12 protein-coding genes, 2 tRNA genes and 1 other annotated feature are annotated in these 14343 nt (G+C 40.9%); of the genes, 3 read left to right on the forward strand and 11 right to left on the reverse strand.

What is annotated here, in order from left to right; translation table 11 throughout:
* Positions 1-148 precede the first annotated feature (148 nt).
* From AB986_RS10375 to hppD, 5 genes are all read right to left on the reverse strand, one after another.
* Positions 149-224 (reverse strand) — tRNA-Arg (locus AB986_RS10375).
* Between the two features lie 104 nt (positions 225-328).
* A complete protein-coding gene (locus AB986_RS10380) occupies positions 329-1486 on the reverse strand; it encodes a homogentisate 1,2-dioxygenase (protein WP_048311084.1) in 1158 nt (385 codons plus the stop codon).
* On the reverse strand, positions 1473-2378 hold the full coding sequence (locus tag AB986_RS10385; protein ID WP_048311086.1) for a fumarylacetoacetate hydrolase family protein: 906 nt from the start codon (positions 2376-2378) through the stop codon (positions 1473-1475). The genes AB986_RS10380 and AB986_RS10385 overlap by 14 nt, the downstream gene beginning before the upstream one ends.
* A 5-nt stretch (positions 2379-2383) precedes the next feature.
* On the reverse strand, positions 2384-3013 hold the full coding sequence (locus AB986_RS10390; RefSeq protein ID WP_048311087.1) for a flavin reductase family protein: 630 nt from the start codon (positions 3011-3013) through the stop codon (positions 2384-2386).
* A 40-nt stretch (positions 3014-3053) separates the two neighbouring features.
* Positions 3054-4172: a 4-hydroxyphenylpyruvate dioxygenase gene (hppD, locus tag AB986_RS10395; protein ID WP_048311088.1), complete on the reverse strand. Its 1119-nt coding sequence runs from the start codon at positions 4170-4172 to the stop codon at positions 3054-3056.
* 530 nt (positions 4173-4702) lie between these two features.
* On the opposite strand from hppD, the gene AB986_RS10400 reads away from it, so the two are divergent.
* Complete coding sequence (locus tag AB986_RS10400; RefSeq protein WP_048311089.1) at positions 4703-5344, forward strand: deoxynucleoside kinase; 642 nt, start codon at positions 4703-4705, stop codon at positions 5342-5344.
* On the forward strand, positions 5341-6012 hold the full coding sequence (locus tag AB986_RS10405) for a deoxynucleoside kinase (RefSeq protein ID WP_048311090.1): 672 nt from the start codon (positions 5341-5343) through the stop codon (positions 6010-6012). Before AB986_RS10400 ends, AB986_RS10405 begins: the two co-directional genes overlap by 4 nt.
* A 133-nt stretch (positions 6013-6145) precedes the next feature.
* Here the strand turns inward: AB986_RS10405 and AB986_RS10410 are convergent.
* The 6 genes from AB986_RS10410 to guaB form a co-directional block, all read right to left on the reverse strand.
* Positions 6146-6238, reverse strand: a tRNA-Ser gene (locus AB986_RS10410).
* 191 nt (positions 6239-6429) lie between these two features.
* Positions 6430-7704, reverse strand: a complete 1275-nt coding sequence (gene serS, locus AB986_RS10415; RefSeq protein WP_048311092.1) for a serine--tRNA ligase — start codon at positions 7702-7704, stop codon at positions 6430-6432.
* A 334-nt stretch (positions 7705-8038) separates the two neighbouring features.
* Positions 8039-8243 (reverse strand) — a binding site (T-box leader).
* A 66-nt stretch (positions 8244-8309) separates the two neighbouring features.
* On the reverse strand, positions 8310-8903 hold the full coding sequence (pdxT, locus tag AB986_RS10420; protein WP_048311093.1) for a pyridoxal 5'-phosphate synthase glutaminase subunit PdxT: 594 nt from the start codon (positions 8901-8903) through the stop codon (positions 8310-8312).
* A gap of 75 nt (positions 8904-8978) precedes the next feature.
* Positions 8979-9866, reverse strand: coding sequence for a pyridoxal 5'-phosphate synthase lyase subunit PdxS (gene pdxS / locus AB986_RS10425; RefSeq protein ID WP_048311094.1), 888 nt, complete (start codon positions 9864-9866; stop codon positions 8979-8981).
* Positions 9867-10051: 185 nt separating this feature from the next.
* Positions 10052-11395, reverse strand: coding sequence for a D-alanyl-D-alanine carboxypeptidase family protein (locus AB986_RS10430; RefSeq protein WP_236690367.1), 1344 nt, complete (start codon positions 11393-11395; stop codon positions 10052-10054).
* 149 nt (positions 11396-11544) lie between these two features.
* Positions 11545-13002, reverse strand: coding sequence for an IMP dehydrogenase (guaB, locus tag AB986_RS10435; RefSeq protein ID WP_048311095.1), 1458 nt, complete (start codon positions 13000-13002; stop codon positions 11545-11547).
* Positions 13003-13118: 116 nt separating this feature from the next.
* Here guaB and AB986_RS10440 point away from each other — a divergent pair, with 116 nt between their 5' ends.
* Positions 13119-14078 carry a YaaC family protein gene (locus tag AB986_RS10440; protein WP_048311096.1) on the forward strand — a complete coding sequence of 320 codons (960 nt, stop codon included), beginning with the start codon at positions 13119-13121 and terminating at the stop codon, positions 14076-14078.
* Positions 14079-14343: the final 265 nt, after the last annotated feature.

Raw genomic sequence — 14343 nt, forward strand, 5'->3', positions numbered from 1 at the left:
TACTATGCTGAAAATCTTTTAATGGTATAGAACTTTTGGGTTTAAAGTCTGGCTTAATAGCCTATCGAACAAATAAAGCACCCGAACAATGTTGTATTGTTCGGGTGCTTATTCATAGCATATAGTTATTCATTAATTTAAATGTCATTGGTGGCCCCGAGAGGAATCGAACCTCCGACCTGCGGTTTAGGAAACCGTTGCTCTATCCCCTGAGCTACGGGGCCGAATGTGTCATATTATACAGTAAAATACTTAAAAGCAAAAGAGTATTGAACGATAATAATTGCGTGGTCGTTAGACCACGCCTCCGATCATTTCCCCTAATAAACTATTCTGTTACCCAGCTTTGCATATAGTTTGGATCTTCATACTGGTGTACCTGTTCTATAACTTTGAGCGGACGAAAGGTATCAACCATAACTGCAAGCTCTAGCGTTTCTTTTTTGCCGATGCTTGCTTCGATCTTTCCTGGGTGCGGACCGTGTGGAATACCTGATGGGTGTAGAGTAATTGAAGCTTCCTCAATACCTTTACGACTCATAAAGTTTCCCTCTACATAATAGAGTACTTCATCGCTGTCGACATTACTATGAAAATAAGGTGCTGGAATCGACTCTGGATGGTAATCATACAGCCTCGGTACAAATGAACACACTACAAAGTTATTACCTTCAAACGTTTGGTGCACAGGAGGTGGCTGATGAACACGTCCTGTAATCGGTTCAAAATCATTGATGTTAAACTTCCAAGGATAAAGGTAACCGTCCCACCCGACCACATCGAGTGGATGATGATTGAATACGTGACGATGGAGGGCTCCTCTCGTTTTCGTCACTACTTCAAAATCACCTTTTTGATCATAAGAGACGAGGCGATCTGGTCCACTAATATCTCGTTCGCAAAATGGGCTATGTTCCATTAGCTGACCATATTCATTCCGATACCGTCGGGGTGTTGTAATCGCACTTGTTGCTTCAATAACGAGCCAGCGATTATCTACTCCTTCAGGAATAACACGATAGATCGTACCTATTGGCATTAGGATATAATCTCCAGGACCATACGTCATCTCTCCAAACATCGTTTCAATTCGTCCAGTACCATGATGCACGAAGAAAAGCTCATCACCGTCACCATTTCGGTAAAAGCAGTCCATCTTTTCAGTAGGGTTTACGATACCTAGTAGAACATCTTCATTCCCCAGGAAATAACAACGATCGACAACCGCATCTCCTTTTGTGTCACATTGTGCGCTTCGAAAATGGCGGTGTCGAAGGGCACTACTTGTTTCATACTCAGGCAATACACTTTTGAGATAGGCTGCTTCTTTAACTGCAGTTGGGAAATGATGATGATATAGAATGGATTGAACACCTGAAAAACCTTTTGTCCCCATTACCTGTTCACGATAAAGCGAACCATCTTTTTTCTTGAAAATGGTATGGCGCTTATGTGGTATCTCACCCATTCTCTTATAAAAGACCATCCTCTTCCTCCTCTCCTATCATATTCGAAAGAGTTCCAAGGGAATCAATCGAGAGATTTACCTTGTCGCCTGGAACGAGCCAGTCGCGCTCCATCTGTTCGAGAATACAACCGCTGCCGACTGTACCCGAACCAATCACTTCACCAGGGTATAACGTTACATTTTTAGAAGCCTGTGCAATGATCTCACTAAATGAATAATGCATGTCTTTCGCATTTCCCAAGGAATAACGCTCTCCGTTAACAAATCCCTCCATCTTAAGATCGAGGCGACCATTTTCTAGCGGAAGCTCGTCTTTTGTAACGAGAAATGGCCCAAATGAAGTAGCAAAATCTTTTCCTTTTGCAGGACCAAGACCAACTTTCATTTCTTTTGCTTGAAGATCACGGGCGCTCCAATCGTTCATAACCATAAACCCGAAGATATACTCAGTTGCCTGATGAGCTTTAATATTTCGACCTTCTTTTCCAATTACGCATGCAAGTTCAAGTTCATAATCTAGCTTCTCACATGAACGCGGGCGGTGAATAATACTATCAGGTCCTTTTACTGCCATATGATTGGAGAAATAAAACACAGGTAGCTCATACCATTCTGAAACAACGCCAAGTCCTCTTTGACCTCTCGCACTTACTACGTGCTCCTCAAAGGCGTAAAAGTCTCTTATACTTACAGGACGTGGAAGAGGGGCATGTAGAATAACATCACCTAACTCATATCCAGATGTAGGTAAGTCGTTAATGGCTGTTTTATAGTGATCAAAGTCTCGTATGATATCAATCAGTTCCTTTGGAATCACTCCATTCGATGATTGATGCAAACTAACGACCTGATCATCTTTAACGATACCTGCTTGTATTCTCCCATCTACTTCAAATGTAACGAATTTCAACGCTCTCAGCTCTTTTCATTAGCCGTTGTTTTTCGAATCAGTGTAAACGTATCTGCTGTTGCACGAGAGTATTCTTGACCCGCCAAGCGCCCAACAGGACTCAGCTTCTTTGTATTGATTCTCCCATCTTCGTACAATTCGTCACGCACGTGTACCATCACAACTTTTCCAATAACCAAACTTCCAGATCCTTCGTGATTGCCAAATTCAACGATTTGATCAAGCGTGCATTCAAGTTGAACATCACTTTCTTTCACCCGAGGTGGGCTAATAAGCTCACTCAGCTCTTTCGTAAGTCCAGAAGTGAGAAACTCATCTGTTCCTTTTGCATATGGGGTAGCACACTCATTCATTTGTTCAGCAATTTTTTCACTAACAATATTTATTACAAACTCCTTCGTTTCTTCAATATTGAGAAGGGTATCTTTTTTGTCACCTTCACCTGCTTTCCGCATCGGGGCGAAACATACCATCATTGGATCTGCACAGATTCCAGTGAAGAAACTAAAAGGTGCTAGATTAACATCACCGCTACGATCCATCGTTGAAACAAAGGCAATTGGACGAGGGACAACTGATCCAATTAATAACTTATAAGCTTCCTTCCATGCTAATGTATCTGGTTGAACTTTCATGCGATGGGCAACTCCTTCATAAGTATGATGATGCTATCTTCTATAAGTTGCCTCGACGTTCCTGCTCCCGCTCAATTGCTTGAAATAAAGCTTTAAAGTTACCTTCACCGAAGCCTTTTGCTCCTTTTCGTTGAATAATTTCAATGAAAAGGGTCGGGCGATCGACAACAGGTTTCGCGAATATTTGAAGAAGATACCCTTCATCATCGCTATCCACTAATATTTTCAACTCACGAAGTTTACTAATCTCCTCGTCGATTTCTCCTACTCGCTCCGTCAATTCTTCATAATACTCATCTGGTGTTTCAAGAAACTCAACGCCTCCATCGCGCAGCTTACCAACGGTATCAACAATGTCATTTGTCAGTACGGCAATATGTTGAACACCTGGCCCATTATAATAATCGAGGTATTCTTGAATTTGTGATTTACGCTTTCCATTTGCTGGTTCGTTAATAGGAAATTTAATACGACCACCGTTATGCATCACTTTAGACATTAAAGCAGAATACTCTGTGCTAATGTCTTCATCATCAAAGTGAATCATTTGCTTAAAGCCCATAACGTTCTCATAATAAGAAACCCATTCTTCCATTGATTCAACATTGCCGACGCAGTGATCAATCCCAATTAATCCAGTTTCCTCCGATGGAATTGTTCCTTCGTACTTTTTATATCCTGGTAGAAAAAGTCCAGGGTAGTTCTTCCGTTCAACAAGTGTGTGAATCGTATCACCATACGTCCCAATAACCGCCATTTTCACAATTCCATGTTCATCCTTATACTCTTTCGGTGGACTAAGTTCAATTGCACCGCGTTTAGAAGCTTCTTTGTAAGCCCTTTCAACATCATCCACAGTAAGAGCAATATCCTTCACACCGTCTCCGTGTAATTTAACAAACTCTGCAATTGGATGATCATTAGACAGTGCACCCGAAAGAACTAGTCGAATATTGTTTTGCTGCAAAACATAAGAAACCTTCCCCCGATCGCCTGTTTCTAGACCTGAATAAGCAACGGGTTTAAAACCAAACGCCTTACAAAAATAATGACTCGCTTGCTTTGCATTACCAACATAAAGCTCCAAATAATCGACATCACGAACGGGGAAAAAATCAGCGGTATCCTGTTGATTCTGATTCAACATCTGTTCCTGCATAATGATCCCTCCAAATTTAGTTTGTCACTCAGCTTAAACGTATAGTTTTTTACATTTCCTTTCAAGAGTCCTTATTAAAGCCATAACGCTTCTATGTAATAAAAAGCGGAAGCGCCCGTTTAGCCTCGACAGACACTGGAGCCTTTCAAATTGAACACGGTTTTTGTGTTTGAGTTGAATGGTGAAGTGACCGAGAGGCTGGGCGCTGCAGCTGGATTAAAAAAAGCGAAAGCGCCCGTTTAGGGATAAAAGTATGCAGTATAACAAAAGGAGCGAGAAATTTTGTAGATTAGTATGAATTGTATAGACTAAGTAGCAGATAAATAAGTTGTGATTTGATGAGAACCGATCATTCCACTCCTTTCCATCTGTCACATCCGCCTTAATGACAGGGATCAAACAGGCAGGCTTTATTTACCTCTAACTTGCATGTTTTAACCCTGTCAACAGTCCTAGGTCTATGCTACAATAAGCTTTGTCTATTAAAAGATAAGTAAGGTCTGCTATAGAAACGACGGAGGAGGATACGTATGAACCAGACCCCATTTATTGCCGTCGAAGGCCCAATCGGTGTTGGAAAGACTTCTCTATCGCGAGCACTCTCTGCTCATTACCAATTTGAGCTTTTTCAAGAAATCGTAGAAGAGAATCCATTTCTAGGTAAGTTTTACGATGACATTGAAGAGTGGAGCTTCCAAACCGAGATGTTTTTTCTCAGCCATCGATATAAACAATTAGAAGAGATGGATAAGAAATATCTATCAAATCAGCTTCCTGTTATTTCTGATTACCACATTTTTAAGAATAAAATTTTCGCCCAACAAACGCTCAGTGACAAGCACTTTTCTAAATACATGAAGATTTACGACATCTTAACCGAGGGAATGCCTGAACCGAACGTAATCATTTATTTAAATGCTAGCCTTGAAACGCTATTAAATCGTATCTCCCAAAGAGGAAGACAGATTGAGAAGAGCATCGATCCTGCTTATCTTGAACGCCTTTCTTCTGATTATGAACGATTTATGCAGGAGTTCGAAGCACACCATCCGGATATTCCAGTGCTGCGTTTCAATGGAGACGAGATGGATTTTGTGTCGAATCAGCAGGATTTGCACACGATCTTCAAAACCCTCGAACAAACATTGAAAGAAGGAGACCCTGTTAAATGAACCTCAGAGAGAAATACAACATCCCGCAAGACGCCGTTATTACCATTGCAGGCACAGTAGGAGTAGGGAAATCTACGATTACCAATGCACTAGCAAATGCGCTACAGTTTAGAACGTCACTAGAAAAAGTCGACAATAACCCCTACCTTGAAAAGTTCTATAACGACTTTTCTCGCTGGAGCTTCCACTTGCAAATCTATTTTCTTGCAGAACGCTTTAAGGAACAGAAAAGAATGTTTGAATATGGAGGCGGATTTGTACAAGATCGCTCCATTTATGAAGATACAGGCATTTTCGCGAAGATGCATTACGAAAAAGGAACAATGTCGAGCGTCGATTACGACACGTACACAAACCTTTTTCAATCAATGGTGATGACACCTTTCTTCCCACATCCTGACTTAATGATCTACCTTGAAGGATCATTTGATGATGTAGTGGGTCGCATTAAGGAACGCGGACGTCCAATGGAGCAACAAACGCCAACAGTTTACTGGGAAGAGATGTACCAGCGATATACAAACTGGATTGACAGCTTTAATGCGTGTCCAATCCTTCGTTTAAACATTAATGAGTATGATCTCGTCAATGATCCCTCTTCTGTAGAACTTATCTTAAAGCGCATAGAGCAGAAGTTCCATCAGATTCCTTCATTAAGTAGATCCTAATAAAAAAAGCTATCCATCTAGGATAGCTTTTTTTGATACGCTAATTTTTGAACATAAAAAAGACCACTGTCGGCGATGACAGTGGTCAGATATAATCTCCAAATTATATGCGCGTTGGTTATTAATTAGTAAATGGAGGAGGAAGAGGGATTCGAACCCCCGCGGGCGATTAAGCCCCTGTCGGTTTTCAAGACCGATCCCTTCAGCCAGACTTGGGTATTCCTCCGTGTTATTAAGTTATTAACTAACTGCGACAAGTAATATAATATCACCGTCTTAAAATAATGTCAACGATATCTCAAAACTTTTTTAAAAGAATTTGATTTACTTTATACGTCGCTCAGATCAACCTCTCTCACTATACACTACTGCATCTTAAAAATAAAGAGCAGAGAAGGTTCTCTGCTCTTTAGATCATTATTTAATAACTTCACGGCCACCCATATATGGACGTAATACTTCTGGTACGATAACAGAACCGTCTTCCTGCTGATAATTCTCAAGGATTGCCGCAACAGTTCTTCCGATCGCAAGCCCTGATCCGTTCAATGTATGAAGGAATTCTGGCTTCCCGTTTTTCTCTCTACGGAAACGAATGCCTGCTCGACGTGCCTGGAAATCTTCAAAGTTACTGCAAGAAGAAATTTCCCGATACGTTCCATAGCTTGGAATCCAAACTTCAATGTCGTATTTCTTAGCTGCTGTAAAGCCAAGATCTCCCGTACACATGCTCATCACGCGATAAGGTAATTCCAGTAGTTGAAGCACCTTCTCAGCATGTCCAGTTAGTTTCTCAAGTTCATCATAAGAATCTTCTGGCTTTACAAAGCGTACGAGCTCTACCTTGTTAAACTGATGCTGACGGATTAACCCACGCGTATCTCGTCCTGCAGATCCCGCTTCAGAACGGAAACACGCACTAAAAGCTGTGTAAGCAAGTGGTAGGTCTTCCGCATCCATAATTTCATCACGGTGGAAGTTTGTCACTGGTACTTCTGCTGTAGGGATTAAGAAATAATCTTCTTCGCGAATTTTGAAAGCATCTTCCTCAAACTTAGGTAGCTGACCAGTACCAGTCATACTTTCACGATTCACAAGGTATGGAGGAAGAATTTCTTCATATCCATGCTCAGATTCATGAAGATCCATCATGAAGTTAATCAGAGAACGTTCTAGACGTGCTCCTGCTCCTTTATAGAAAGCAAATCGGCTTCCTGTAACTTTTGCAGCACGTTCGAAGTTAATGATGTTAAGATCTGTCGCAATATCCCAGTGCGGTTTCGCCTCGTAAGTGAAATCCTTTCTCTCACCCCACGTACGAACTTCAATATTATCTTCTTCTGTTTCACCAACTGGAACGCTCTCATGGGGGATGTTTGGAATTTGAAGAAGAATTTGCTCAAGTTCTGTTTCAACAGTGCGCAGTTCTTCGTCAATCGTCTTAATCTTATCGCCTACTTCACGCATCTCAGTAATTAAGTGATCCGCATCCTTTTTTTCACGTTTAAAGACAGCAACATTCTTAGAAACTTCATTACGCTGTCCTTTTAACTGCTCAGTCTCTGCAATAAGATCTCTTCTGCGCTGATCCAGTTCTTCAAAACGATCAAGACCTACTAAATCTTCTCCACGCTTAGATAACTTCATTTTCACTTCTTCAAAATTCTTACGCAAATACTTTAAATCGATCATGCTTATTCCTCCTTTTTTAGAATGATAAACGAGTTAACGGACAAATCTTGGGTATAGGCTAGATGTTTATGAATGACTTTTTCGTAAACATTGTTGCTTTAGCAATAAGAGTAGTGGTTGATTTCCGCTCCAGGATGCTCGCTTTCCGCGGGGCGGGCGATGAGCCTCCTCGTCGCTACGCGCCTGTGGGGTCTCACCTGTCCCGCTCATCCCGCAGGAGTCGAGCACCTTCCGCTCCAATCAACTTAGATGTGCGGCTATTTAAAATCCCTTTTCAAAAACAATAATCTTTTAGAAAAGAGTCTTTTTGAATACAAAAAAGCCCCCGTCCCTATAAAGGGACGAGAGCTACCCGCGTTGCCACCCTGATTGCAGACAATTGCCTGCCTCTTAACAGAATAACGGTCTGCTCCGAGAAAGCGTACTTCATTCAGCTTTCTACTCAGGGATGGATTCACAGGGCTCAATGATCGATTCACACCATACATCGACTCTCTTGGCATTGAACATCTATTACTATTTCCCGTCAACGTTTTCGTTTATCATTCGTTTCAGGCAGAGATTGTATACTCTGCTACTTGGTACGTTATAATTTACACGAAAAGTTACTTCGTTGCAAGTCCTTCTTTCTTAAATTCAAGAACCATATCAATAAATAGTTGATGCATACGATCATCATCTGTTAATTCTGGATGGAAAGCACATGCGAGGAAACGTCCATCTCGTGCAGCTACAATTTTGTCGTTAAATGTAGCAAGCACTTCGACATTTTCTCCTACTTCTTCAATATATGGAGCACGAATAAACACACCAATAAAGTCTTCATCCAACCCTTTAACAGGTAATGGGGCTTCAAAGCTTTCACGCTGACGGCCAAAAGCGTTACGCTTAGCCGTTACATCCATTACGCCAATATGAGATCCTTCAAGTCCCTCAATACGTTCTGAAAGAAGAATAAGCCCTGCACAAGTACCAAAGATAGGCTTTTCAGCCGCAAACGCTTTTAACGGCTCAAGAAATCCATATTGATCAATTAATCGACGCATCGTTGTACTTTCTCCACCTGGCAACACAAGACCATCTAGATCCTCAAGCTGCTCAATGCGCTTTACAACTACAATTTCAGCTTCTTTTGTTTCAAGTGCTTTCACATGTTCACGGATTGCTCCTTGCAGTCCAAGGACACCGACTTTCACCATAATGCTCTCGACTCCTTATATCTAATCTAAGCAAGACCCCCACCTTATATTGCTCAGGTGGGGGATCAATGTTTTTTACCAGCCGCGCTCTTGCATACGCTCTGTTGGCTTAAGTGAAGAAATCTCAATACCTGGCATTGCGATTCCAAGGTTCTTAGAGATTTTTGCAATCAATTCATAATCCTGATAGTGAGTTGTTGCTTCTACGATCGCTTTAGCAAACTTCTCAGGGTTATCAGATTTGAAAATACCAGAACCAACGAATACGCCGTCAGAACCAAGTTCCATCATTAGTGCTGCATCTGCAGGAGTTGCGATGCCGCCAGCAGCGAAGTTTACAACTGGAAGACGTCCAAGCTCTTTAATTTGAAGAAGAAGCTCGAAAGGCGCCTGAAGGTTTTTCGCTTCTGTCATTAGTTCATCTTCAGACATGCTTGAAATTTTACGAATTTGGGATTGAATAAGACGCTGATGACGCACAGCTTCAACAACGTTACCTGTTCCAGGTTCACCCTTTGTACGAAGCATTGCAGCACCTTCACCTACGCGACGCAGTGCTTCACCAAGGTTACGTGCACCACATACGAAAGGAACAGTGTACTTGCGCTTATCAAGGTGATACTCTTCGTCAACAGGAGTTAATACTTCACTCTCATCGATGTAGTCTACTCCCATTGATTCAAGAACACGCGCTTCCACAATATGTCCGATTCGGCATTTTGCCATAACTGGAATAGAAACAGCATTCACGACTTCCTCTACAATAGTAGGATCAGCCATACGTGCTACGCCACCTGCTGCACGAATATCAGAAGGAACGCGTTCTAGCGCCATGACTGCTACTGCGCCAGCTTCCTCTGCAATCTTTGCCTGTTCTGCATTGATAACGTCCATGATGACGCCGCCTTTTTGCATTTCAGCCATACCACGTTTTACACGATCTGTACCTGTTTGTTGATTCATCTATATTCCTCCCATATCTATAGTAGAAAACAATTTCTGCTTACACTTCTCTATCAAACGCCTTTATTGTAACATTTTTTGAGGACTTGTCCTATTACATGTTCGTTGATTTCACAAAAGATTTTAAAAAAATACTCCCCGATTGGATAGTCGAAGAGTATTTTTTCCATTATTGTTTGATTTTATTAACTAAATAATCCTTTTACTGCATCCGCTGCACTCGTCCAGATTCCTCCGAAGAACCCACCAATCGCACGCATCGATAGCGTAAACCAGCCAGCTTTTTCAACAGAATCAGTTGCTACAAGTGGAACAGATGAACCCTTGTCACCTGTTATATAGCCAAAGTTTTCACCAGTTGATTTTAAGACAACTTTACCAACTTGATCTCCTTCTTTAATCGGTGCAGTCAATTCTCCATCATCTGTTAGAAGAGATTTATCTAATTCATAGCCGATTTCATAAGGGGACTCTGTACCTTTTTCAGCCACGACACTAAATGTTTCACCAGCAGCAACGGAAACTTCTTTATCTTTCCCTTTTACCACATCAACTGTTGAATCCTTCTTTACCTTATCGCCTTTTTGCACAAATGCTTGCGATTCAAAATTATCAAATCCAAAATTAAGTAACTTTGAAGCTTCTCTAAAGCGAGCCTCATGCGATTCTGTCTTCATTACGACCGTGATCAGTCTAAGATCTCCTTGTTTCGCAGTTCCTGTAAAGGCGGAGCCAGCAAGATCTGTTGTGCCTGTCTTAAGTCCATCAATACCTGTTACTTTATACTTATCTGCATAAACAAGTGACGGAAGTAGCCAGTTCCAGTTTTCCATATTTATTGCATCAGAAGTTCCTTCACGGAACGTTTTCTTTGCAATACTTGCTGTATCCAATACTTCTGGATAATCTTTTATTAAGGTATAAGCAAGAAGTCCAGTAGAACGTGCAGACATCATATTTTCTTCTTCAGGTCCGCCAGCAGGATGGTTTCCAACTAGATCTCTGTTATTTAGCCCTGAGCTATTTACAAATTTATATTCCGTCATACCCATTTCTTTTGCTTTTGCATTCATCATTTCTACGAACTTTGTTTCACTTCCGGCCAGATGCTCTGCAAGGGCCATAGTTGCCGCATTTGCAGAATAAATCGCCATAGCTTCATACAATTCTTTTACTGTATATTTTTCATCTACACGAAGTGGCACATTTGAAAGAGAACGGTTTTGGGAGAGCTTATGTATAGTCTCGCTGATGGAAACCTTGTCATCCCACGCAATTTCGTTTTTGCTAATTGCTTCAAGTAATAAATATTCCGACATCATTTTTGTCATACTTGCAGGTGAAAGCGTTAATTCAGGATCTTTTTGATATAGAATCTTACCCGAATTCGCGTCAATTAAGATCGCTGCTTCTGCATTGATTTCTGGCGCTTCTGCAGCCGTTGCAGTACTGCCTCCACCAAATGTATCTGCTAATAGTAATACAAACGCCATAGTTACGATCATGGCTTTTAAACCAAGGTTTTTCAACCCCTACACCTCCAAATAAGTCTCACATAACCGCTATTCTATCACACCTAAAATTAAAAAAATAGATAGAGGAAGCCCCCCTATCTACTTTTCGCATGTATTGATCTATTTTTGTCACAGACACTTCTAATCTTCAGTCAAAAGTACTATTAAACCGAATAGTTTGGTGCTTCTTTCGTCACCTGAACATCGTGTGGATGACTCTCACGTAGACCTGCACCTGTAATGCGAACAAACTGACTGTCTTCACGTAGTGAATTAAGTGTTCTTGTTCCACAATAGCCCATACCTGAACGTAGTCCACCGATTAACTGATGAATTGTATCGCTTAGTGGTCCTTTATAAGGTACTCTGCCTTCAATTCCTTCAGGAACGAGCTTAGACATATTTTCCTGGAAATAACGATCTTTACTGCCTTTTTCCATTGCACCAATTGAGCCCATACCACGATAGACTTTGAATTGACGACCCTGGTAAATTTCGCGCTCACCTGGACTTTCATCTACGCCTGCAAGAATACTACCTAGCATAACTGCATGCCCACCTGCAGCAATGGCTTTAACGATATCGCCAGAGAACTTTATGCCTCCGTCTGCAATGATACTAATACCGTGCTTGCGTGCTTCAGTTGCACACTCATAGATAGCTGTAATTTGTGGTACACCAACACCAGCAATAACACGAGTTGTACAAATGGAACCTGGTCCAATACCTACCTTTACAACATCAGCGCCTGCTTCGATAAGGGCTCTTGTTCCTTCAGCAGTTGCTACGTTACCAGCAATAATGGAAAGGTCAGGAAATGCGCTACGTATTTCAGATACTTTCGTCATGATCCCTTCTGTATGACCATGTGCAGAATCAAGTACAATGACATCAACACCTGCTTTAACTAGCTTTTCAACTCGCTTTAAAGCATCCGTTGTATTGCCCACTGCAGCTCCTACAAGAAGTCTTCCCCTATTGTCTTTAGCAGATTGAGGGAACTGAATAACTTTCTCGATATCCTTAATGGTGATAAGTCCTCTTAACGTACCATCATCATCAACGAGTGGAAGCTTTTCAATACGGTGCTTCTGAAGAACACGTTCTGCTTCTTTTAGTGTTGTGCCAACTGGAGCAGTAACAAGATTTTCTTTCGTCATTACTTCTTTGATATGAATAGAATAGTCCTCGATAAATCGAAGATCACGATTAGTAAGGATACCAACTAGCTTTCGATCGTCATTGACGATTGGAACACCTGAAATACGATACTTGCCCATTAGATGTTCTGCATCGAATACTTGATGCTCTGGGGTAAGGAAGAAAGGATCAGTAATAACACCACTCTCGGAACGCTTAACACGATCAACATGCTCAGCCTGTTCCTCGATCGACATACTCTTATGGATAATACCAAGTCCACCTTGTCGTGCAATTGAGATAGCCATTGGAGCTTCTGTTACTGTATCCATTCCTGCACTAATAATAGGAACATTCAACTCTAGGTTCTTTGTTAATTGAGTTTTTACAGATACTTCACGCGGTAGTATGTCTGAAAAAGCTGGCGTTAATAATACATCATCGAAGGTTAACCCTTCTTTTGCAAATTTTGTTTCCCACATCCCTTTCATCCTCCTCTAATCGATTTGTCCGAAATTTTATTAGTAGCTTATCAATTGGTTAAACTACTGTCAAGAAAGATTGAATAAGTTTGAATTATCAAACATGGAGGGATCTTATGGGATATTCTGGACATCACCGTACAACAAATTATGAATTTCAATCTGCATCCTATGTTCAGCAATATCTAAAGCGATGTTATTCTAACAGTGAAATACCAGATGCAGAACGCAAAAGCTATGACGCTTGCTATCGATTTATTTACTTTATTGAATATGGTGAGCGCTATTATCGTCATGCAGCAACTGCTGAAGTCGAATTAAAACCAATTTTGCTATTCTATGGAATGATCCAACTGTTGAAAGCATGTTTGCTCACACTTGATCCAAATTATCCAGGGGATACCCACGTTCTTGCACATGGTGTAACGTCTAGAAAACGGAAAAAGCGTCATTATTCATTTATGCAGGACGAAGTTAAAGGTCAGAAAAATGGTCTTTTCGAATACTTTTCAAGAAAAATGTTTCATATGAAACAAGTTGAAGGTGAAAAATACAGAATGGAAGACGTACTATCACTTATTCCTGAGATGGGTACACTATTTGAACGAATAACGAACAAGACTGTTTGCTATAGAGCAATACCTCTTACTTCAACTTCTTTCGCAATTCAATCAGATATTCTTGACTCCCTTAATATGACGACTGAGAGGTTTGAATCTTTTCTTAAGCAACACGGGAAAGGAGAAATAAACGTATATAAACAAAGTCGTGATCTATTAACATTAAGAATTGAGGAAGGGTTTAGGAACAACTTGTATAAGCGACCCTTCCTATCTACCCTAGAAGACCTATACCTCCCTGCAGAAAGAACACAGTACAATCCTATTACTGAAATCATGGCTCACTACCTCATTCTTTACAACTTAAGTATGATTTGCCGGTATGAAACGGAGTGGTGGGGTGATCTTTTTCATACACAGGAGTCTGTAGATCTTCCATTTATATTACGGTTTCTAGAGGTTACTTCAGGAAAAGTGCCACGTTTGCTATATGACTTCTTAGAAATGAGAAAATAAGTGGGTGAATATGAGGGGGGTGGGGGGTTATCCGCGATATTTTCGATATATCCGCGTTTTTCTGGATATATCCGCGAAAACAGAAATATATCCGCGATTCTCACCATTTTATCCACGAATTTGAAATTATATCCGCGATATCTTTTTAATGCAGCATATGTGAGTTAAAACCACATAAAAAAAGCCAGAGATCATTTGATCTCTGACTTTTCATCATTGCCCAGCGACGTCCTACTCTTGCAGGGGGAGATCCCCCAACTACCAT

This window comes from Guptibacillus hwajinpoensis (genome assembly GCF_001039475.1).
GTDB classification, from domain to species: domain Bacteria; phylum Bacillota; class Bacilli; order Bacillales; family Guptibacillaceae; genus Guptibacillus; species Guptibacillus hwajinpoensis.